This is a genomic window from Gracilibacillus thailandensis (genome assembly GCF_010994055.1).
GTDB classification, from domain to species: Bacteria; Bacillota; Bacilli; order Bacillales; family Amphibacillaceae; genus Gracilibacillus; species Gracilibacillus lacisalsi.
Genome location: NZ_WJID01000038.1, coordinates 1 through 22,552 on the forward strand (window position 1 = coordinate 1; position 22,552 = coordinate 22,552).

At 38.2% G+C, this 22,552-nt stretch carries 23 protein-coding genes, 1 pseudogene and 2 other annotated features; all 24 genes and pseudogenes read left to right on the forward strand.

Annotated elements, in window-relative coordinates:
- Positions 1-427: 427 nt before the first annotated feature.
- The 24 genes and pseudogenes from GH715_RS12135 to rplL all read left to right on the forward strand — a co-directional run bounded on the left by GH715_RS12135 (position 428) and on the right by rplL (position 22,008).
- Complete coding sequence (locus GH715_RS12135) at positions 428-1,609, forward strand: GNAT family N-acetyltransferase (RefSeq protein ID WP_163578631.1); 1,182 nt, start codon at positions 428-430, stop codon at positions 1,607-1,609.
- A 115-nt stretch (positions 1,610-1,724) separates the two neighbouring features.
- Positions 1,725-2,420 (forward strand): MgtC/SapB family protein, encoded by a 696-nt coding sequence (locus tag GH715_RS12140; RefSeq protein ID WP_153835600.1) that lies wholly within the window; start codon positions 1,725-1,727, stop codon positions 2,418-2,420.
- Between the two features lie 123 nt (positions 2,421-2,543).
- Complete coding sequence (locus tag GH715_RS12145; protein WP_153835601.1) at positions 2,544-3,008, forward strand: CtsR family transcriptional regulator; 465 nt, start codon at positions 2,544-2,546, stop codon at positions 3,006-3,008.
- 12 nt (positions 3,009-3,020) lie between these two features.
- Positions 3,021-3,563, forward strand: coding sequence for a protein-arginine kinase activator protein McsA (locus GH715_RS12150; protein ID WP_018934181.1), 543 nt, complete (start codon positions 3,021-3,023; stop codon positions 3,561-3,563).
- Entirely contained in the window at positions 3,560-4,636 is a 1,077-nt protein-coding gene (locus tag GH715_RS12155) for a protein-arginine kinase McsB (RefSeq protein ID WP_163578632.1), read from the forward strand. Before GH715_RS12150 ends, GH715_RS12155 begins: the two co-directional genes overlap by 4 nt.
- 1 nt (position 4,637) lies before the next feature.
- A complete protein-coding gene (gene clpC / locus GH715_RS12160) occupies positions 4,638-7,064 on the forward strand; it encodes an ATP-dependent protease ATP-binding subunit ClpC (RefSeq protein WP_153835602.1) in 2,427 nt (808 codons plus the stop codon).
- Positions 7,065-7,368: 304 nt separating this feature from the next.
- Positions 7,369-8,739: a DNA repair protein RadA gene (radA, locus tag GH715_RS12165; protein WP_018934184.1), complete on the forward strand. Its 1,371-nt coding sequence runs from the start codon at positions 7,369-7,371 to the stop codon at positions 8,737-8,739.
- Between the two features lie 122 nt (positions 8,740-8,861).
- Positions 8,862-9,965, forward strand: coding sequence for a PIN/TRAM domain-containing protein (locus tag GH715_RS12170; RefSeq protein WP_018934186.1), 1,104 nt, complete (start codon positions 8,862-8,864; stop codon positions 9,963-9,965).
- Positions 9,966-10,718: 753 nt separating this feature from the next.
- A complete protein-coding gene (gene ispD / locus GH715_RS12175; RefSeq protein ID WP_153835603.1) occupies positions 10,719-11,414 on the forward strand; it encodes a 2-C-methyl-D-erythritol 4-phosphate cytidylyltransferase in 696 nt (231 codons plus the stop codon).
- Positions 11,414-11,890: a 2-C-methyl-D-erythritol 2,4-cyclodiphosphate synthase gene (ispF, locus tag GH715_RS12180; protein ID WP_153835604.1), complete on the forward strand. Its 477-nt coding sequence runs from the start codon at positions 11,414-11,416 to the stop codon at positions 11,888-11,890. Before ispD ends, ispF begins: the two co-directional genes overlap by 1 nt.
- A gap of 82 nt (positions 11,891-11,972) precedes the next feature.
- Positions 11,973-13,439 (forward strand): glutamate--tRNA ligase, encoded by a 1,467-nt coding sequence (gene gltX, locus GH715_RS12185; RefSeq protein ID WP_153835605.1) that lies wholly within the window; start codon positions 11,973-11,975, stop codon positions 13,437-13,439.
- Positions 13,440-13,477: 38 nt separating this feature from the next.
- Positions 13,478-13,691, forward strand: a binding site (T-box leader).
- A gap of 88 nt (positions 13,692-13,779) precedes the next feature.
- Complete coding sequence (gene cysE, locus GH715_RS12190) at positions 13,780-14,439, forward strand: serine O-acetyltransferase (protein ID WP_018934190.1); 660 nt, start codon at positions 13,780-13,782, stop codon at positions 14,437-14,439.
- On the forward strand, positions 14,429-15,832 hold the full coding sequence (cysS, locus tag GH715_RS12195) for a cysteine--tRNA ligase (RefSeq protein ID WP_153835606.1): 1,404 nt from the start codon (positions 14,429-14,431) through the stop codon (positions 15,830-15,832). Before cysE ends, cysS begins: the two co-directional genes overlap by 11 nt.
- Positions 15,832-16,242 carry a Mini-ribonuclease 3 gene (locus GH715_RS12200; RefSeq protein WP_018934192.1) on the forward strand — a complete coding sequence of 137 codons (411 nt, stop codon included), beginning with the start codon at positions 15,832-15,834 and terminating at the stop codon, positions 16,240-16,242. The genes cysS and GH715_RS12200 overlap by 1 nt, the downstream gene beginning before the upstream one ends.
- Positions 16,239-16,985 (forward strand): 23S rRNA (guanosine(2251)-2'-O)-methyltransferase RlmB, encoded by a 747-nt coding sequence (rlmB, locus tag GH715_RS12205; protein ID WP_153835607.1) that lies wholly within the window; start codon positions 16,239-16,241, stop codon positions 16,983-16,985. Before GH715_RS12200 ends, rlmB begins: the two co-directional genes overlap by 4 nt.
- On the forward strand, positions 16,985-17,494 hold the full coding sequence (locus tag GH715_RS12210; RefSeq protein WP_153835608.1) for an NYN domain-containing protein: 510 nt from the start codon (positions 16,985-16,987) through the stop codon (positions 17,492-17,494). The genes rlmB and GH715_RS12210 overlap by 1 nt, the downstream gene beginning before the upstream one ends.
- Positions 17,495-17,600: 106 nt before the next feature.
- A pseudogene (gene sigH, locus GH715_RS12215) lies at positions 17,601-18,232 on the forward strand (RNA polymerase sporulation sigma factor SigH).
- 85 nt (positions 18,233-18,317) lie between these two features.
- Complete coding sequence (gene rpmG, locus GH715_RS12220) at positions 18,318-18,464, forward strand: 50S ribosomal protein L33 (protein WP_083939084.1); 147 nt, start codon at positions 18,318-18,320, stop codon at positions 18,462-18,464.
- 40 nt (positions 18,465-18,504) lie between these two features.
- On the forward strand, positions 18,505-18,684 hold the full coding sequence (gene secE, locus GH715_RS12225; RefSeq protein ID WP_018934196.1) for a preprotein translocase subunit SecE: 180 nt from the start codon (positions 18,505-18,507) through the stop codon (positions 18,682-18,684).
- A 137-nt stretch (positions 18,685-18,821) separates the two neighbouring features.
- The gene (gene nusG, locus GH715_RS12230; RefSeq protein ID WP_018934197.1) at positions 18,822-19,358 is read left to right on the forward strand and encodes a transcription termination/antitermination protein NusG; all 537 of its coding nucleotides are present in this window, start codon (positions 18,822-18,824) and stop codon (positions 19,356-19,358) included.
- Positions 19,359-19,526: 168 nt separating this feature from the next.
- On the forward strand, positions 19,527-19,952 hold the full coding sequence (rplK, locus tag GH715_RS12235) for a 50S ribosomal protein L11 (protein WP_018934198.1): 426 nt from the start codon (positions 19,527-19,529) through the stop codon (positions 19,950-19,952).
- 171 nt (positions 19,953-20,123) lie between these two features.
- Complete coding sequence (gene rplA / locus GH715_RS12240) at positions 20,124-20,819, forward strand: 50S ribosomal protein L1 (protein WP_018934199.1); 696 nt, start codon at positions 20,124-20,126, stop codon at positions 20,817-20,819.
- Between the two features lie 65 nt (positions 20,820-20,884).
- Positions 20,885-21,043, forward strand: a sequence feature (ribosomal protein L10 leader region).
- A 35-nt stretch (positions 21,044-21,078) separates the two neighbouring features.
- Positions 21,079-21,579 carry a 50S ribosomal protein L10 gene (gene rplJ, locus GH715_RS12245; RefSeq protein WP_018934200.1) on the forward strand — a complete coding sequence of 167 codons (501 nt, stop codon included), beginning with the start codon at positions 21,079-21,081 and terminating at the stop codon, positions 21,577-21,579.
- Between the two features lie 63 nt (positions 21,580-21,642).
- Positions 21,643-22,008: a 50S ribosomal protein L7/L12 gene (gene rplL / locus GH715_RS12250; RefSeq protein WP_018934201.1), complete on the forward strand. Its 366-nt coding sequence runs from the start codon at positions 21,643-21,645 to the stop codon at positions 22,006-22,008.
- The last annotated feature ends 544 nt before the right edge of the window (positions 22,009-22,552 follow it).

The window sequence follows — 22,552 nt, forward strand, 5'->3', positions numbered from 1 at the left end:
AGGCCATTGATAAAAAACTTCTTAGTCATAGGACTAAGAAGTTTTTTTGTATGTAAGGAAAGTATAAAATTTGCGCAGATGTCTAGCTCCGAGCGCCCAAAAACTAGGCGCCTTCTATGATAAGTCATCATCGGTTCGTAAACTCACCGTGATTCCTTTATCTCAGTTGAGGAGCTCCACAAGTCGCTACGTTTCTAAGCGGGCGCTCTGCGCTTTTCTCATATGCTAAAATATTATTGAAAGGAAATATCTAAGATTCTTCTTGGAAGAGACGTAACGAGCCTTTTCTTATCAGGGAGGTGCTCTTAGGAGCAGGAGAGTATATGCACACTTCAAATTAGAAGACAAAAGTCTGTTAAAATTTATTTATTTTTGTGACAAAATAGAATATATATAATAGATCAAAACGAAAAAAGGAGTAATGAAAATGAACCAGATATCAAAACTCGATGAAACGTACTATGGAGACATTATGGATTTATCACAATATGCCTTTCAATATAGATTGTCAGAAGAAGAATTAGCAGCGAAGAAAGAACAGATGAGCAATCATACTGTATGGGGATGGTTGGAAAATGAGCAATTGGCTGCGAAGGTTCATGTTATTCCCTTAAAAGCATATATTCAAGGTGAAATAATGAAAATGGGCGGTGTCGCTTCAGTTGCATCATGGCCAGAATATCGAAGAGGTGGAAAAGTGAAACAACTGCTCAAGAAAGCGTTACAGGAAATGAAAACGAAAGGGCAAATCATCTCCTATCTACATCCATTTTCTGTACCATTTTATCGAAAATATGGCTGGGAAATAACTTTTGACAAAGCAGATTGTAAAATACCAATTCGAAGCTTAAAGAAACGTTGGGATGGGATTGGATTTGTAAAAAGAGGTAATAATAATGATCAGACAATATCAATGTTAGATAATATTTATACTGAATATGCGAGTTCGTTTACAGGTCCATTAGTCAGAGATCAACATTGGTGGAAACATCGGATTCTTAACAAAGATGACTTTATAGCGATTGCATATCATGATGATCATACACCAGAAGGATACATAGTATACAATGTAAAAGATCATATTTTTACAGTTAAGGATATCGCATTTTCAACCTTAAATGGCCAGAAGTTACTGTTGCAATATATGCATGATCATGATTCCATGGCGGACGACATAGTTGTTAGTTTACCTATTAACGATGGAATGACGCTTTTGGTTGAAGAGCCTAGATTTGAACAGAAGGTAACACCTTATTTCATGTCTCGTATTGTCGATGCAGGGGCATTTCTTGCACAATTTCCATACAAGAAATCAGATCATTTTTCTACTTTTGCTATTCATATAGAAGATCAATTCCTTCCGGAGAATACAGGGGTGTATCAGTTATCCATGAATGATCATGATGAGATGAAATTTGATCAAGTAGATAAGCGAGATTCCTTACCAACCGTAACAATGAACATACAGCAAATGGCACAGATTTTTCTTGGTTATAAACGTCCTCATGAATTATCACGATTAGAACTGTTGGATGGTGATCAAAAAGCTATTGGACAATTGGAGGAAATTATTCCAACCAGTCATACATACTTTCCTGATTTCTTCTAAGATAGGTTGGTTTTTTCTGTCCCTCAGTACATTTCTGTGTTGTTTTATAAATACAGGGTATATGGTTGGTATCAAGGTTTATAATTAGATATATAAATGTAAAGGGGGGCTCTTTATGTGGGATCAGTTCTTTGATGCAGAGTTTGTAGAGGCTGTTACAAAGCTGATGATATCGCTTTTTTTATCAGGATTGATTGGTTTTGAGCGGGAAGTAAATAAACATTCTGCTGGCTTTCGAACACATATATTAGTAGGAGTCAGTTCCTGCTTGATGATGCTTTTATCTGTTAATGGCTTTCAACACTTTATTGAAAATCACCAGAACATTCAATTTGATCCAGCTCGTATTCCTTCCTATGTCATTAGTGGTATTGGATTTCTAGGGGCGGGGACGATTATTGTCCATGGCGGTACGATTAGAGGTCTGACAACAGCTGCATCTATATGGGCGGTTGCCGGTCTAGGGTTGATTGTTGGTATTGGTATGTATAAAGAGGCTATAGTGACAACATTGATCATTTTAATTAGTTTAGTTGTCTTGAATAAATTTGAAAAAAGGCTACACCGTAAAAGTCATCATATTGTTTTCGAAGTGAAGCTTTCTAAAGAAAAAAATGCTTCAACATTCCTTAACCGTGTACAATCATTTCCGATTGAAATACGTGAATTTGATATTTCTACAGAAAGTACCGATACAACCAAAATCAAAGTGTATATTGACGCCATTCATCAGAAAAAACGTGAAAATCTGTATGAATGGTTATTAGAGCAGGAAGAAGTAAAAAAGATTAAAATCCGTTTTCGTTCATAAGGGTTTGAGAGACAGCAAGAAAGGTTATAATAATGAAGACCAAATAGTTTTCAATGAGACCAACTTACAGTATAATAAATATATATAGTCAAATATAGTCAAAGTCAGATTGGAGGAGGGAAAATGCGTAATATTTCAGATATTATTGAAGAATATTTGAAAGAGATCATGCACAGTAACCAGCATAAAATCATTGAGATAAAGCGAAGTGAAATTGCTGATCGCTTTGAATGTGTACCTTCTCAAATTAATTATGTCATCAACACGAGATTTACTTTGGAAAAAGGGTACTTAGTAGAAAGTAAACGTGGTGGTGGAGGCTATATCCGTATTAGTCGCATTACCAATGAAGATAAAGCAAAATTAATAGACGAAATCATTGAAATGATCCAACCTAAGATATCACAGCAAAAAGCGGTCAATATATTAGAGCGTCTCTTGGAAGAAGAATTAATTACCGAACGGGAAGCAAAATTAATGGTTGGTGCGATTGATCGTAATACCCTCTCGTTTCAGTTGCCAATTCGGGATGAGATTCGTGCCAGAATTTTATCAGCAATGCTTAATACCTTAAAATATCAATTTTAGGAGGTGTACGGTATGGAATGCCAAGAGTGTAAACAAAATCCGGCAACCGTTCATTTCGCACAAGTAATAAACGGTGAAAAAACAGAAATTCATGTTTGTCAGCAATGCGCAAAAGAAAAGGGTTATGTGTCACAAGAAGAAGATGCCTATTCATTACATCACCTTTTATCAGGGCTGTTCAACCCAAAACCTAATGCAATAAATCATCAGTCACACAAAACAGCAGGTAAAGAATTACAATGTGATAAATGTGGCATGACGTATCAACAGTTTGCTAGAATTGGGAAGTTTGGGTGTGCATCTTGCTATCATACATTCTCTGAACATTTAAATCCGCTTTTTCGAAAAGTGCATAGTGGTAATACTGCCCATGAGGGGAAAGTACCAAAACGCGTAGGGTCCGATATTTATCAACGTAAAAAGTTGCGAGATTTAAAAGTGAAATTGCAGCAAGCAATTGCAGAGGAAGCTTTTGAAGAAGCAGCTAAAATTCGTGATGAAATAAGGTCATTAGAGAAGAATCTAAATCACCACGAGGAGCGTGATGATTCGTGAGTTTAGAGCAATTTATCAATGAAGCGATTAGTCCATGGTTAAAAGAGGACGGTCCCGACAGTGATATTGTAATGAGTAGTCGTGTTCGTTTGGCTCGAAACTTTGAGCAGTCTCCTTTCCCATTAATTGCGGACGAAAAGCATATGGAGCATATTCTTTATTTTATGGAAAAGGAATTCAATCACCGCTCTTATTTACAATATAAAGATTTAGAATTTGTCAAAATGGCTGAGTTAAAGCAAGTAGAAAAGCAAGTATTAGTAGAAAAACATTTAATAAGTCCACATCTAGCTGATAAATCAAAGCATGGTGCTGCGCTTATTTCTAAAAATGAACAAGTATCGATCATGGTTAATGAAGAGGACCATATTAGAGCTCAATTATATTTTCCAGGTTTTCAATTAGAAAAAGCTTTGGAACAGGCGTTTCAATTAGATGACTGGTTAGAAGAAAAAATAGATTATGCCTTTGATGAAAATAGAGGATACCTTACAAGCTGTCCAACGAATGTGGGTACGGGTTTAAGAGCATCTGTGATGATGCATTTACCAGCACTTGCGATTACACGTAAAATCAATCGAATGATCCCTGCTATCAATCAATTAGGTCTGGTTGTGCGTGGTATTTATGGTGAAGGCAGTGAAGCTTTAGGTAATATTTTTCAAATTTCCAATCAGGTAACATTAGGACGGTCTGAAGAAGATATTATCGAAGACTTGAAAGGTGTAGTCGATAAATTAATTGAGCATGAACGACATGCTCGAAAATTACTGATGGAGCAATCAGAACTGGAATTAGAGGATCGAGTATTTCGTTCCTATGGGATATTACAGCATAGTCGGATTATCGAATCAAAAGAAACAGCAAAATGCTTATCTGATGTCCGACTAGGTATTGATTTGGGATTCATCCATCACATCTCTAAATCTATTCTGAACGAATTGGTTGTTTTGACACAACCGGCATTCTTACAACAATATGCGAAAAAAATGCTGACACCGAATGAACGCGATGTTTTTCGAGCATCCTTAATTCGGGAACGCTTTACATTGGAGCAAAAGGAGGAATATTAAAATGATGTTTGGACGATTTACAGAAAGAGCGCAAAAAGTTTTGGCATTATCACAAGAAGAAGCGGTACGATTAGGTCATAATAATATTGGCACTGAACATATTTTATTAGGACTTGTAAGTGAGGGAGAAGGGATTGCGGCCAAAGCACTTCAAGCGATTGGTCTCGGCGCAGATAAAATCAGAGATGAAGTCGAATCTTTAATCGGTAAAGGCAGTGAAGTATCCCAAACGATTCACTATACCCCACGAGCAAAGAAAGTCATTGAGTTATCGATGGATGAAGCACGTAAATTGGGCCATTCTTATGTAGGCACAGAACATATCTTGTTAGGGTTAATTCGAGAGGGAGAAGGGGTAGCTGCTCGTGTACTAAATAACTTGGGTGTTAGCCTTAATAAGGCACGTCAACAAGTGTTACAACTTTTAGGGAGCTCAGAATCTGGTAGTTCTCAAAATGGTCGTAACAGCTCAAGTAATAGTGCGAGTACCCCAACATTGGATTCGCTGGCCCGTGATTTAACCTCGATTGCAAAAGAAGGGAACATCGACCCTGTGATCGGTCGTGAGAAAGAAATCGAACGCGTTATCCAAGTATTAAGTCGTCGTACAAAAAATAACCCTGTCTTGATTGGTGAGCCAGGTGTAGGTAAAACAGCAGTAGCGGAAGGCTTGGCACAACAAATTGTTCAAAATGAAGTGCCGGAGATCCTTCGAGATAAGCGAGTGATGACACTTGATATGGGAACGGTAGTAGCAGGTACTAAATATCGCGGTGAATTTGAAGATCGCTTAAAAAAAGTGATGGAAGAAATACGTCAGGCAAGTAATGTAATTCTTTTTATTGACGAATTGCACACACTAATTGGTGCAGGTGGTGCAGAAGGTGCTATTGATGCATCCAATATTTTAAAACCATCATTAGCTCGAGGAGAATTGCAATGTATTGGTGCAACCACATTAGATGAATACCGCAAGTATATCGAAAAAGATGCGGCATTAGAACGTCGTTTTCAGCCAATTCAAGTTGATGAACCATCTGTTGAAGAATCCATCCAAATTTTACAAGGTTTAAGAGATCGTTATGAAGCACACCATCGAGTGACGATTACAGATGAAGCAATTGAAGCGGCAGCGAAGCTTTCGGATCGTTATATTACCGATCGATTCTTGCCAGATAAGGCGATTGATTTAATTGATGAAGCAGGTTCTAAGGTAAGATTACGTTCTTATACAACACCTCCTAATTTAAAAGAGTTAGAACAGAATTTAGAAGAAGTACGTAAAGAAAAAGACGCCGCCGTTCAAAGTCAAGAATTCGAAAAAGCTGCAGCGTTACGTGATGACGAACAACAATTAAGAAAAGAATTAGAAGAGACGGAAGCGAAATGGAAAGAAAAGCAAGGACAGGAGAATTCGGAAGTAAGTGTAGAAGATATTGCTAGTGTTGTATCAACATGGACCGGGGTACCGGTATCAGCACTTACTAAGGATGAGAGTGAAAGATTATTACACATGGAAGAAATTCTGCATGATCGATTAATTGGCCAGGAAGAAGCAGTAAAATCTGTTTCCAAAGCAATTCGTCGTGCTAGATCAGGCTTAAAAGATCCAAAGCGTCCAATCGGATCGTTTATTTTCTTAGGACCAACTGGTGTCGGTAAAACAGAGTTGGCACGTGCATTAGCTGAATCTATGTTTGGTGATGAAGACGCAATGATTCGTATTGATATGTCAGAGTATATGGAGAAACATGCAACATCACGACTCGTGGGTTCACCTCCAGGATATGTTGGTTATGAAGAAGGCGGACAGTTAACCGAAAAAGTAAGAAGAAAGCCATACTCTGTAGTACTATTAGATGAGGTAGAGAAAGCTCATCCAGAAGTATTTAATATATTACTTCAAGTCTTAGAAGATGGCCGCCTAACCGATTCTAAAGGACGTACGGTGGACTTTCGAAATACGGTGTTAATCATGACATCCAATGTTGGAGCAAATGAATTAAAACGTAATAAGTATGTAGGCTTTAGCCTTGGTGATGAGGAACAAGATTATAAAGATATGCGTTCTAAGGTAACAGCGGAATTGAAGAAAGCCTTCCGTCCAGAGTTCTTAAACCGTATAGATGAAACGATTGTTTTCCACTCATTAGAGAAGAAACATATGAAACATATTGTAGAGCTAATGGTAAAAGAATTACAGAAACGTTTAACTGAACAGGAAATAGACTTTGTATTATCAGATAAGGCAATTGAAAAAATTGCAAATGAAGGATTTGATCCAGAATATGGTGCTAGACCATTGCGTAGATCCATTCAAAAGAACGTGGAAGATTTATTATCAGAAGAGTTGTTAAAAGAAACGATTAAAAAAGGTCAAAAAGTAACCATTGATCTTGATGAATCAGGTGAATTCAAAGTCGTATAAATCTTGAAAATCGGAAGGGGTTCCCTTCCGATTTTTTCAATAAGGATATTACTCTTCGATCACCTTTATAATGAATGCTAGAGAGATGGTAAATCTTTAGCTTTTAGTCATAAGGACTGAGCGGTTTGTCCATAAGGGTTTGTATTTAGAATAGTGTATAAAGTACAATGCATTTATGTGCAAGGTAACGGAATTTAAAGATTATCCTTTTTTTACACTTTTTACATACATCTTTAACTAAATTGATAGATCTCTGTAACTTATAAGGGGGTCTTTTCGTATATAATGAAAGGGAGCGATACTTTTGGCTAAGCGAAAATCTAAATTTGTTTGTCAATCTTGTGGTTATGAATCACCTAAATGGATGGGGAAATGTCCTGGATGTCATGAATGGAATACGTTAGTAGAAGAAGTGGAAGCTACTAAAACAGCAAGAGGTAATTGGGCAACAGGCTCAGGTACAACACACAAACCAGAAAAGATATCCAGTATTCAAACACAAGAAGAACCAAGAATTAAAACGAAAATGCAAGAGTTAAACCGAGTGCTTGGTGGTGGTATCGTACCTGGTTCGCTAGTGCTGATTGGTGGGGATCCAGGTATCGGGAAATCTACGTTATTGTTGCAAGTTTCCAGCCAATTGTCACAGCGTGATTTAGATGTGTTATACATTTCTGGAGAGGAATCAGCAAGACAGACAAAACTAAGAGCAGACAGGTTAGATATTTCATCTGAAAGACTATACGTCCTATCTGAAACAAATCTAGTAGATATTGCAAATCAAATTGATCAATTGAAACCAGGTTTTGTTGTGATTGATTCGATTCAAACTATTTATAAAGAAGAAGTAACAAGTGCTCCGGGTAGTGTTTCACAAGTTCGCGAGTGTACAAGTGAACTAATGCGCCTTGCGAAGCAAAATCATATACCTATTTTTATTGTTGGGCATGTGACGAAAGAAGGATCGATAGCCGGCCCCAGATTGCTTGAGCATATGGTAGATGCTGTGTTGTATTTTGAAGGGGAAAGACACCATACTTTCCGAATCTTACGGGGAGTCAAAAACCGATTTGGAAGTACAAACGAAATGGGTATATTCGAAATGAAAGAAGAAGGGTTAACAGAAGTATTAAACCCATCCGAAATTTTTTTAGAAGAACGATCACAAGGTGTCGCTGGTTCAACGATTGTCGCTTCGATGGAAGGAACAAGACCAGTGCTAGTGGAGATTCAGGCACTAATTTCTCCTACCAGCTTTGGTAATCCACGGAGAATGGCGACAGGAATTGATCATAATCGTGTTCCGTTATTAATGGCTGTATTAGAAAAAAGAGTAGGTTTAATGTTGCAAAATCAAGATGCATATGTGAAGGTAGCCGGCGGAGTGAAATTAGATGAGCCTGCCATTGACTTAGCGGTAGCGATTAGTATTGCATCTAGCTTTAGAGATCGAGCTCCACATACAGATGATGTATTGGTAGGTGAAGTTGGACTTACGGGAGAAGTAAGAAGAGTATCACGAATTGAACAACGAGTACAAGAAGCCGCTAAATTAGGATTTAAAAGAGCTATCATTCCTGCTAAGAACATGGATGGTTGGACAGTCCCAGCGTCTATTGAAATCATAGGGGTAAATTCTGTGCAAGAGGCAATTAAAGTAGCTTTAGGAGATTGAAAGTTTTAGGGGTATGGTTTCAAAGTGTGCTCTCCAAGAAAGATTTATTCTTTCTTAAAAGTACTAAAAAAATGTTTAAAATTTTAGTAATAGGAGAGACTAGTCTATAGGAGGTGACTGTGGTGCTAAGACGATTTGTGCAACTATTTTTTATTATTGCAGGTGGTACCGCTGGATATTTATATATTCCAAGGTTATTGGAATTAATAGGGTTGGCTGAAGGTACATGGTTAACATCTAATTATATAGGACCCTATGTGGGGTTAGTATTAGGAGCAATTATTTTATTTATTCTTTCTTTATGGATTTCTGATTACATTATGAGATTCTTTGCTTGGATTGAAGAGCTATTAATGAAAGCTCCAGTGTCGGATTTATTATTTGGTAGTTTAGGTATTATCATTGGTTTGATTATTGCGTATTTCTTAAACGACCCGATTCAATCGATTGATATCCGAGTTGTTTCACAGGTAGTACCGATCTTTTTAAGTGTATTACTTGCCTATTTTGGATTCCAAGTAGGGTTTAAAAGAAGAGATGAATTCTTAAATTTATTTACTTTACCAAAAAAGGAAAAGAAAAAAGCTTTGACAACTGAAGAATCTCATCCTGAATTACCAAAGCCAAAAATATTAGATACGAGTGTAATCATTGATGGACGAATTGCGGATATATGCCAAACGAACTTTTTAGAAGGAACCATTATTATTCCTCAATTTGTTTTAGAAGAATTACAGCATATTGCGGATTCATCAGATGCATTAAAACGTAATAGAGGTCGCAGAGGCTTGGATATACTAAATCGCATCCAGAAGGATTTACCTATTAATGTAGAAATTTATGAAGGTGATTTCGAGGAAATTCAAGAAGTCGACAGTAAATTAGTTAAGCTTGCAAAAGTGATGAATGGGATTGTTGTAACGAATGACTTTAATTTAAATAAAGTTTGTGAGTTTCAGAAGGTGCCTGTTTTAAACATTAATGACTTAGCGAATGCCGTTAAACCGATTGTGTTACCAGGTGAAGAACTAGCGGTACAGGTTATTAAGGACGGGAAAGAACAGAACCAAGGTGTAGCTTACTTAGATGATGGTACGATGATTGTGGTAGAAGAAGGTAAGAACTATATCGGACAGAACATCGAAGTCGTGATTACAAGCGTGTTACAAACATCAGCAGGCCGAATGATATTCGCCAAACCAAAATTGCTTGAAAAAGCACTCTAAAAAAGGTATAACATATAAAGGATAGACAAAAGTGATAACATGATTGTTATCACTTTTTGTTAGTTTATAATTCACCTTCGGACACATGCAAAATGAATACAAACCTACACAAAATACATAAACTACGAAGTAATTCTCATATGGATTTACTTTTTTCCATTCTGATTAGAGATGAGTGATGTCATCCGCTCCGGCAGAATACTGCGCTTTCCATGGGCACGGCCTCAGCCTCCTCGGAAAGCAAAAATCGCTTTCCTGCGGGGTCTTCAGACTCGCGTGAGTTCCCATAGGAGTCTCCGTATTCTGCCTCCGCTAAGCGTAGTGTTCGGATTATCGAAAGAAGAGAACTTTTGGGAATATATTCCGTGAATTCCTTCTTGCTTGATCAGAAATACACACTAAGCTGCGGAAAAATGCGACACTCCTGGGGGAACAGCGCGAGCCGAAGATCCACTTGGTGAAGTGATTTTCTTCACCAAGTTAGCTGAGGCCGTGCCCCCGGAAAGGGAGTGTTTTTCCGCAGCGACGACGTAGCACTCATCAGCAATCAGAATGGGAGGAAGCTTCCCTTTTCTAAATTTTCATTACTTCGCAGTTGTTATCTATTACGAACTATATAGAATGAGTAAATAGAATCTGATTCATTCTGTTCTATGGAGATGTTACAATCAATAGAGGAAAAATAATAAAAAATGTCTAGAACGAGATTGGGAGAGAATGATAAGCTAGTTAATTAGAGATTGGGGTGGCCGCATGGTAAAATATAATGTAATCGTGTTAGCGGCAGGACAAGGTAAACGCATGAATGCAGGCAAAAACAAACAATTTATCGAACTATTAAATGAGCCTTTAATTATACATACTTTAAAAAAATTTATAAAGGACAGCTGGTGCCAAAACATTTACTTAGTTATCAATCCAAATGAGCAAGAGCAAATGGAAGAGTTAATAGTTTCTTATCAATGGCAGGACCAAATCATTTTTGTGCATGGTGGTAGAGAACGACAAGAGAGCGGCTATCAAGGGTTGCTCGCCATCAATGAAGAACAACAGGATATGATTGTCATGATTCACGACGGAGCAAGACCTTTTGTGGAGGAGTCACAATTACATGAGCTTGCTCAAGCCGCAAAGGGGAAAAAAGCAGCATTGCTTGCCGTTCCTGTTACCGATACAATAAAACGAAAAAATGGGGATAAAATAGAAACATTGGATCGTTCAACCTTATGGGCTGCACAAACACCACAGGCTTTTAACTACCCACTAATTAAAAAAGCCCATGAGCAAGCAATAGCATCAGAATATCTTGGCACAGATGATGTGTCGCTCGTCGAGGCATTGGGAGAACCAGTAGATATTGTTCAAGGCACTTATCAAAATGTTAAATTAACTACGCAAGAGGACATTGTGCGAGCAGAAATGATCTTAGAGCGACAGGAGGAAAAATAATGTTTCGTATCGGACAAGGTTTTGATGTACACCAGTTAGTCGAAGGCAGGCCTTGTATTATCGGAGGTATTGATATACCGAATGACCGTGGTTTGTTAGGACACTCTGATGCAGATGTGTTATTACATACAATTGCAGATGCGTGTCTAGGTGCAATTGGTGAAGGGGATATTGGGAAGCATTTTCCCGATACAGACCCCGCATTTAAAGATGCTGATTCACAAAAGTTATTACAAGAAGTATGGAAACTTGTAGAGGAAAAAGGTTATAAGCTTGGTAATCTCGACTGTACAGTTATTGCGCAAGCTCCTAAGCTTGCACCATATATCAAACCAATTCAAGATAATATCGCTCGTCTACTACGATCTGATAATGGGCAAGTTAATGTTAAAGCGACAACTTCAGAAAAACTCGGTTTTACCGGAAGAAAAGAAGGGATAGCGGCACAAGCTGTTGTCCTTCTGATGAAGAAATAAAAACGTAACATTATGTCGAAAATAATGGTAAAATAAGAACAGGTGAAAAAGACCGTTAACAAATGATGGAGGGACAATAATCATGGGAAACGAAGTACGCGTACGTTATGCACCAAGTCCAACAGGGCATTTGCATATTGGAAACGCAAGAACAGCACTTTTTAATTATTTATATGCCAAACATTTAGGTGGATCATTCATTATTCGTACAGAAGATACGGACGACAAGCGTAATGTGGAAGGTGGCGAAGAAAGCCAATTACGCTATTTGAAGTGGCTCGGATTAGAATGGGATGAAGGTGCAGATATTGGTGGTGAATATGGACCTTACCGTCAAACAGAACGTTTAGATATTTATCAGAAATATGTCGATGAGTTGTTAGAACGCGGTTTAGCATACAAGTGTTATATGACAGAAGAAGAATTGGAAGCGGAACGTGAAGAACAGCGTGCTAATGGGCAAGTGCCGAAGTATTCTGGAGCACATCGCGACTTAACTCAAGATCAAATAGAGCAATTCGAAGCGGAAGGTCGTAAGCCTAGTATTCGTTTCCGTGTACCAGATAACAGAACATATACATTCAATGATATTGTACGTGGTAATATTACGTTTGAATCCAGTGATTTTGGTGACTGGGTAATGGTGAAGAAAAATGGTATTCCAACTTACAACTTTGCGGTTGCAATCGATGATCATCATATGAAAATAAGCCATGTATTACGTGGGGAAGAGCATATTTCTAACACGCCGAAACAAATGATGATATTTGAGGCATTTGGTTGGGATGCACCTCAATATGGTCATATGACATTAATTTTAAATGAAAATCGCAAAAAGTTAAGTAAACGTGACGAGCATATCTTGCAATTCATTGAACAATATAAAAACCTTGGTTACTTACCAGAGGCATTGTTCAACTTTATTACCTTACTTGGCTGGTCACCAGTTGGCGAAGAGGAATTGTTTACGCAAGAAGAATTTATTAAAATATTTGATCCAGAACGTTTGTCAACATCTCCAGCAATCTTTGACCCGGCAAAATTAAAATGGATGAATAATCAATATATTAAACAGGCCTCTTTAGATGAAGTGGTGGAATTAAGCTTGCCACACTTAATCGAAGCAGGTAAACTGCCAGCTGACATGAACGAAAAGCAAAAACAATGGGCAGTGGACTTAATCAGCTTATATCATGAGCAATTATCTTATGGTGCAGAAATTGTCGAGTTAACAGATCTTTTCTTCCAAACAGAGATTAACTATAATGAAGAGGCAATGGCTGTATTAAGAGAAGAACAAGTACCAGAAGTATTGCAAGGCTTTTTAGAGCAGTTTAGCAATATAGAAGAATTGTCACCAGAAGCAATTAAAGCAAGTATTAAGGCAACTCAAAAAGCTACCAAACAAAAAGGTAAAAAACTATTTATGCCAATTCGTGTTGCAACTACTGGACAGGTGCATGGCCCTGAATTGCCGAATGCCATTTATCTTTTAGGAGAAGATATTGTCAGAACAAGATTGGAAAATGCGTTAGAATTAATCAAATAAGTAGCAAATTTTAGCAAATTCACTATAATAGTAAGTAATAAGGTACGTTGACGAGGAGAAGTAAAAGAAACACCGCTTGTACAGAGAAAACCATCACAGGCTGAGAATGGTTAAAGCACGTTTCTTTGAAATGCACCTCAGAGTTTCTTCCTGAATCAAGTATGGAAGAACGGTTTACCGCCGTTATCGGTCAAAGTGGAGGGGAGAATTTTCCCCTAAACAGAGTGGAACCGCGCCAAAAGCGTCTCTGAGGTATTAAACCCAGAGACGCTTTTTTAGTTAGAAAAAAAGAACAGAGCTAGAAGCAATCATATATACACAATAGGGGGGATAATGATCCGTGGGTTTCTTTAAATTACTCAAAGAAGACATCGAAGTTGTTTTTGATCAAGACCCGGCAGCAAGAACCTATTTTGAAGTTTGCTTAACATATTCCGGTTTACATGCGATATGGGCACACCGCATCGCACACGCCTTCTATCGAAAGAAATTCTTTTTCATTGCCAGAGTCATTTCACAAATCAGCCGCTTTTTTACTGGAATCGAAATTCATCCAGGTGCGAAAATTGGCAAACGCTTCTTCATTGATCATGGAATGGGCGTAGTAATTGGTGAAACATGTGAAATCGGAGATAATGTAACTATATACCAAGGTGTCACATTAGGTGGTACGGGGAAAGAAAAAGGAAAACGACACCCGACGCTTAAAGATAATGCACTGGTTGCAACAGGAGCAAAAGTATTAGGCTCGATTACAATCGGAGAAAGTTCTAAAGTAGGTGCTGGTTCTGTTGTGTTAAAAGATGTTCCGGATCATTCAACTGTTGTCGGGATACCTGGAAGAATCGTCATACAAAACGGAGAGAAAGTACGTAAGGATTTAGATCACCATAAACTCCCAGACCCTATTAGTGAAGTGTTGAAGGGAATGGATGATGAGATAAACCGATTAAAGAAAGAGCTAGAAGACTTAAAAGGAGCGAATCAAGATGACCATTAATATCTACAACACACTTACACGAAAAAAGGAGAAATTTGAACCAATAGAGCCGAATCGTGTCAAAATGTATGTGTGTGGTCCTACTGTGTATAACTACATTCATATCGGAAATGCACGTCCAGCGATTGTTTTCGATACCGTGAGGAGATACTTTGAATATAAAGGTTATCAAGTAGACTACGTTCTCAACTTCACAGATGTTGATGATAAGCTAATCAACGCTGCTAAAGAATTGGGAGAGGAAGTTCCGACGATCGCCGAACGGTTTATTCAAGCATATAAAGAAGATGTCGGTGTATTGGGGGTAAAGGAAGCTGTTCATCACCCTAGAGTAACCGAAACAATGGATGATATTATTGGCTTTATTTCTACCTTAATCGATAAAGGGCATGCTTATGAAGCGGATGGGGATGTCTATTTTAAAACAAGGTCATTTGACCACTATGGTAAACTATCTCACCAATCAATTGATGAATTAAGGTCGGGTGCGCGTATTCAAGTAGGTGAGAAAAAACAAGATCCATTAGATTTTGCTTTATGGAAACAAACGAAAGATGGAGAAATAGCGTGGGACTCTCCATGGGGGAAAGGTCGCCCCGGCTGGCATATCGAATGCTCAGCAATGGCGAAAAAGTATCTTGGGGATACGATTGATATCCATGCTGGTGGCCAAGATTTAACATTTCCGCATCATGAAAATGAAATTGCCCAATCTGAAGCAGCTAATGGATCATCATTCGCAAATTATTGGATGCACAATGGGTATATTAATATCGATAATGAAAAAATGTCGAAATCACTCGGAAACTTTGTGCTAGCACATGATCTCATTCAAAAGCATGACCCAAAAGTATTGCGTTTCTTTATGTTAAGCGTCCACTATCGTAACCCGATCAATTTTAGTGATGCATTATTAGAAAGTGCCAAAAACAGCTATGACCGCATTGAAAATGCGTTAACAAATCTGGAGCACCGCAAAGAGTCAAGTGTGAATTTAACTGATGATAATCAACAATGGTTGGATAAAATAAACGCACTGCAACAACAATTTGAACAAGAAATGGATGATGATTTTAATACCGCGAATGCAATAGCGGTAATCTTTGACCTTGTTAAAGAAGCCAATGTATACCTAAAGTCAGATCATACACATGTAGCCGTAATCGACACATTTATTGATACACTTACAGCTTGGTTAGAAGTGTTAGGTATTCCACAGAATCAAGAAGAAGAAGAATTGCTCGATGAAGAAATAGAAGCATTAATAGAAAAAAGAATCGAAGCAAGAAAAAACAAAGATTTTCAACTAGCAGATAAAATTCGAGATGACTTAAAAGAACGTAATATCATTCTAGAGGACACACCGCAAGGTACAAGATGGAAGCGAGGTTAATGATGACAAAGCAGCAGCCAAGAGAAATGAAAAGTCTAGCCCTCGCGTATATGGGAGATGTTATTTACGAGAAATATGTGAGAGAATATTTAATTCGTATAGGGACTGTTAAAGTACAACAATTACATCAACATGCTGTCCGATTTGTAAAAGCAACTTCCCAAGCAAAAGTAGTACATCATTGGATCGAAACCAATCAGCTTACAACAGAAGAATTGGCTGTAGTAAAAAGGGGACGAAATGCCAAATCGGGATCCGTCCCCAAGAATACAAGTGTACAAGCTTATCGCTACAGTACAGCTTTTGAGGCGTTAATCGGGTTCCTATATTTGGACCAGCAGCATGAACGGCTAGAGTTACTAATCAAACAGGCGATAGCCATTACAGAGAAAGGAGATGGTCAAGAATGAGCGGAGAATGGATCATTGGAAAGAATACTGTAATCGAAGCGTTGGAATCTGAGCGTTCTATCCAAAAATTGTATCTGACTGAAAACCTAAATGCTTCCTTAGCAAATAAGTTGCAAGGATTAGCGAAAGCAAAAAATGCCCCTGTTCAACGTGTACCAAAAAAGAAACTGGATCAAATGGTTGAAGGGAATCATCAAGGTATTGCGGCGCTAGTTGCCGCTTATGACTATGCATCACTAGATCAGTTATTCGAAGTAGCAGAAAAAAGGGATGAACCGCCATTCTTTTTAATTTTAGATGAAATAGAAGATCCACATAATTTAGGTTCCATTCTTCGTAGTGCCGATGCAACAGGTGTCCATGGTGTAATTATTCCGAAACGGAGAGCTGTAGGATTAACTGCTACGGTTGCCAAAACATCGGTTGGGGCGATTGAACATATTCCGGTTGTGAGAGTAACCAATATCGCACAGACAATAGAGGAATTAAAATCGCGAAATGTGTGGATTGTTGGTACGGAAGCAGAAGCGACAGAGGATTATCGTGAACTAGATGGTCAGCTCCCTGTTGCTCTTGTCATCGGCAACGAAGGAAAAGGAATCAGCCGTTTAGTGAAGAAAAATTGTGATTGGACAGTCAGTTTACCAATGATAGGATCGGTATCATCATTAAACGCCTCTGTTGCAGCAAGCCTATTAATGTATGAAGTATTCCGAAAAAGAGACAAACATGGTGAGTCCTAATGGATGTACTCTTAGTAGATGGATACAACATGATTGGTGCCTGGGAAGAATTAAAAGCGTTAAAGGATAAGGACTTAGAGCAAGCCAGATTATTATTGATCGACAAAATGGCAGAATACCAAGCATACCGTAAAAGAAAAGTAATCGTTGTTTTTGATGCCTATGAAGTGAGAGGGCTGGAGAATAGACAGCAGCAATATAAAGTAGAGGTTATCTTCACGAAAGAGAATGAAACAGCTGACCAATGTATTGAGCGCCTTGTCAAAGAGTTTAAGAATGTACGGACAAAGGTTTTTGTAGCGACTTCTGATTATACAGAACAGCGTACGATTTTTGCACAGGGAGCATTTCGAATCTCTGCGAGGGAACTGGATATCGAATTAAGAAATATTCAAAAGGAGATAGAAGTAGATATAGAAGAACATCAACAAAATAAAATAAAGAGTAAAATTCCGTTGGACGACACTGTGTTGCAAGTGTTTGAGAAATGGCGCCGTGGTAATAAATAACAAAAGAGCAGTTGACGTAAATAAAGCGCTTCCTGTATAATGTTGCTATTATGGTCTGCAATACCTAATTTTTGGCATTGAGCCGGGAGGAGTCCCAATAACTATCATGCGAGTAGAGAATAGAGATACTGACTTTCAGCATTTAGACGACAATGAATTAGTATTGCTAGTGCAGGACGGAGACACACAAGCGCTCGAATTTTTAATTCAACGATATAAATCATTCGTTCGAGCGAAAGCCAAGACGTATTTTCTCGTAGGAGCTGATCACGAAGATATTGCACAAGAGGGTATGATCGGTCTCTATAAAGCGATTCGTGATTTTCAAGAGCCTTTAAAGCTTTTGCAGAATTATGTATTACCAGACAAATTATTACCGCTATTAAAACAGCTACAAGGCAAAAACATATGCCGTTAAACTCTTATGTATCTTTGGATAAACCGATCTATAACGATGAATCTGAGCGGACATTGTTAGATGTTTTAGAAGCAACAATTGCAATGGATCCACAAGAACTGCTAGTGAATAGAGAACGTTATGGTGATATGGAAAATAAGTTAGCAGAATTGCTAAGTAAGTTAGAGCGGGAAGTATTATTACTATACCTTGAAGGGAAATCCTATCAAGAGATCTCTTCTGAATTAAATCGTCATGCTAAATCTATTGATAATGCCTTGCAACGCGTCAAAAGAAAGCTAGAAAAATATCTAGAAGCAAGCGGTATACACATATCTTAAACTATTCTATTAGTTGTCGTTGACAGCAATCTTTAACCATGCTACATTATAGTAAGTGTGACAACCCATATAAGAGGTGGGAAAATTGGGTAAAAAGATAGCATTAGCGTGCGAGGTTTGTCATAGTAGAAATTATAGTACGGAAAAGAATCCATCGATTTCTGACCGGATTGAAATAAAGAAATTTTGTAAGAGATGCAACCGACATACCATTCATCGCGAAACAAAGTAGAGCATGACGGTAGTTAGAAGACAGTTTGGAGGTACCTTCTGTGAAACCAGTTACTTTTTTAAAGAACGTCAATCGGGAAATGAAGAAAGTTTCATGGCCAAGAGGTCGTGAATTAACTCGTTATACGATTACAGTAGTATTAACCGTTGCTTTTGTAACAGTTTTTTTTGCACTTATTGACTTAGGTATTACACAACTTCTTAATTTGTTATTTGAATAATTCGCTATAATATATGTTATACTGTAATTAAATATGTAAGAAAAGAACCCGTTTGGCGGGTTTTTTAAATGCAAAGAAATCGACTGAAGGAGAAGTTCAATTAAGGGAGGGAAGGGCGAGCGAAGCCCCTCAATATTATGGAAAAAAGATGGTATGTCGTGCATACTTATTCAGGTTATGAAAACAAAGTAAAAACCAATCTAGAGAAGCGATTAGAATCTATGGGGATGGAAGATAAGATTTTCCGTGTATTAGTCCCAGAAGATGAAGAAACAGAAATCAAGAACGGAAAAAAGAAAGTAGCGAAAAAGAAAGTATTTCCAGGTTATGTGTTAGCGGAAATGGTCATGACAGATGACTCTTGGTATGTCGTACGTAATACACCTGGTGTAACAGGTTTTGTAGGATCTGCAGGTTCAGGATCCAAACCGACACCACTGTTGGAAGAAGAAGTAGAAACCATCTTGAAGCGTATGGGTTATGATGAGCCTGTTACGGAAGTAGACTTTGAAATGAAAGAAACGGTAGAAGTTATTGATGGTCCATTTAACGGCTTTTCTGGTTCTATTGAAAACATAGATTTAGATAAACAAAAAGTTAAAGTTCATGTTAATATGTTTGGAAGAGAAACGCCGGTTGAATTGGACTTTTCACAAGTTAAGAAGTTATCATAAGGAACTTCAAATATAAAAATATGGGAAAACCACTTGCATTTTTGCTTATATAATGCTAAAATTCTTATGTTCTTTATGCCTCGAGTATAAGGTTATTTTTCGCATATGTAATCGAGTGGGAGGGCAAAAGCCCTATTACCACATCACGGACTTAAGGAGGTGTGTCTCGTGGCTAAAAAAGTAGATTCAGTTGTAAAGCTACAAATTCCAGCAGGAAAAGCAAATCCCGCACCACCAGTTGGGCCAGCTTTAGGTCAAGCAGGTATTAACATCATGGGATTCTGTAAAGAGTTTAACGCTCAAACCCAAGATCAAGCTGGTATGATTATTCCAGTAGAAATCACGGTATATGAAGACCGTTCATTTACATTTATTACGAAAACTCCACCAGCAGCAGTATTGCTTAAAAAAGCAGCTGGTATTGAAACTGCGTCAGGCGAACCAAATCGTAACAAAGTGGCAACACTTAACCGCGATAAGGTTAAAGAAATCGCAGAATTAAAAATGCCAGACTTAAATGCTGCTGATGTTGAAGCTGCAATGCGTATGGTCGAAGGTACTGCACGTAGTATGGGTATCGTTATCGAAGACTAATCTCACAGCGTTGTACAAAAGCGGAAGGTTGCGGTAGTGGAGAATGCTTCATCAACCGCAACCTTTATCTTTGAGGTTTAGTTAGCAACGGATGTCGCGTTCGAATCTAACTTTTCCGCTTAAGTAAGTGGGAGGTATAACCGTTAAAACCACAGAAGGAGGAAATTAAAAATGGCAAAGAAAACAAAAAAGCAACAAGAAGCATTAAAGCTTGTTGACCGTACAAAAACGTACGATGCAAAAGAAGCGTTGGAATTAGTACAAAAAGCTTCTACAGCAAATTTTGACGAAACAGTTGAAGCTGCATTCCGTCTTGGGGTAGATCCTAAGAAAGCAGATCAACAAATCCGTGGAGCAATGGTGCTACCACACGGAACAGGTAAAACACAAACAGTACTTGTATTTGCAAAAGGGGATAAAGCAAAAGAAGCGGAAGCTGCTGGCGCTGATTATGTAGGAGATCAAGAATTAATCAACAAAATCAACCAAGGTTGGTTCGAGTTTGATGTAGTTGTAGCAACTCCTGATATGATGGCAGAAGTAGGTAAGCTAGGTCGTGTATTAGGACCAAAAGGACTTATGCCAAACCCTAAAACAGGAACAGTTACTTTCGAAGTAGAAAAAGCTGTTAATGAAATCAAAGCAGGTAAAGTAGAGTACCGTGTAGATAAACAATCAAATATTCATGTACCAATTGGTAAAGTATCATTTGATCTTGACAAGCTTGTTGACAACTTTAATGCTTTAGCAGATACAGTTGTAAAAGCAAAACCACAAGCTGCCAAAGGTACGTATATTCGTAACGTAGCCGTTTCATCTACAATGGGACCTGGCGTTAAAGTAGATTCATCAAATTTCGCTAAATAATCTGCTTGACTTTTGCTTAAAGGTTTTATATAATTCTTAAGGGTCAAGTTGACTACTTTAAAAAATAAATGAATAACATTATACCGTAGACAGTAGGTGCTGTTAAGCTTAATATCCTACCGAGGTGTGTCTGAATAAATGGCAGAAATCCTTTTTATAAGGGATCCTGTGTGCAGTCATAAACCTCCATGTCTACAAAGATATGGAGGTTTTCGTTTTATACGGGCGGTATAATGATCGCGTTCTAGGAGGTGGAATCATGTCAAAGGTGATTGAACAAAAGAAACAAGTTGTTTCTGAAATTGCAGAAAAACTTCGTGACAGCCAATCAACGATCCTTGTAGACTACAGAGGTCTTGATGTAGCAGAAGTTACGGAATTACGTTCACAACTACGTGAAGCTGGCGTGGAATTCAAAGTGTACAAAAACACAATGACTCGTCGTGCGGCAGAAGAAGCTGAACTTACTGATTTAAATGATGTTTTAGTAGGTCCTACTGCTATCGCGTTCAGTAAAGATGATGTTGTGGCTCCGGCTAAAGTTTTAAATAACTTTGCGAAAGAGCATGAAGCATTAGAAATTAAAGGTGGCGTGGTTGAAGGATCTGTAGCATCACTTGAGCAGATCAAAGAACTTGCAGATCTTCCAAATTACGAAGGAATGCTTTCTATGCTACTCAGCGTACTACAAGCACCAGTACGAAACTTTGCATATGCAACAAAAGCTGTTGCAGAGCAAAAAGAAGAGCAAGGTGCGTAAGGGTTTCTTATCAGAAGACAAAATATGTTCGTCAATATAAAATAAAATTAGGAGGAATTGAACATGTCTAAAGAACAAATTATTGAAGCAATTAAAGAAATGTCCGTTCTTGAATTAAACGACTTAGTAAAAGCAATCGAAGAAGAATTTGGAGTAACAGCAGCAGCTCCTGTAGCAGTAGCAGGTGGAGCAGCAGGCGGAGAAGCAGCAGAAGAACAAACTGAATTTGATGTAGTACTTGAAAGTGCTGGATCTTCTAAAATTAAAGTTGTTAAAGCTGTTCGTGAAATCACAGGTCTTGGACTTAAAGATGCTAAAGACCTTGTAGATAACGCACCTGGAGCAATCAAAGAGGGCGTTGACAAAGAAGAAGCTGAAGAAATGAAATCTAAGCTAGAAGAAGCTGGAGCAACAGTAGAATTAAAATAAGTAAGAAACACAGAAAAGCTCGCTATGCACAATGGCGAGCTTTTCTTTACAACTAAGAATTTTAACAATCATCATATAAAACATAAACAGCGAAGTAACGTGAGTAAGGATATGCTCTCTTCCGTACTGAATTTTGATGAGTGCATAATCGTCGCTGCGAAAAAATACTCCCTTTCCGGGGGGCACGGCCTCAGCTAACTTTGCAAAGAAAAACACTTTGCAAAGTGGATCTTCGGCGCGTGCTGTTCCCCCAGGAGTGTCGCATTTTTCCGCAGCTTCGAATAGTGTTCTGGAAAAGAGAGAGGGAAGCAAGCGTAAATATTCTAGGTGATTCTTTCCAATCTCTAATTCAGAACACTAAATGTAGCGGAGGCAGAATACGGAGACTCCTGTGGGACAGCGAGAGCTGAAGATCCACTTGGTAAAGTGCTTTTCTTCACCAAGTTAGCTGAAGCCGAGCCCACGGAAAGCGAAGTATTCTGCCGGAGCGCATGTGAGCACTCATCATTAATCAGGATGGGAGAAAGCCTCGCTTTTCACCTTT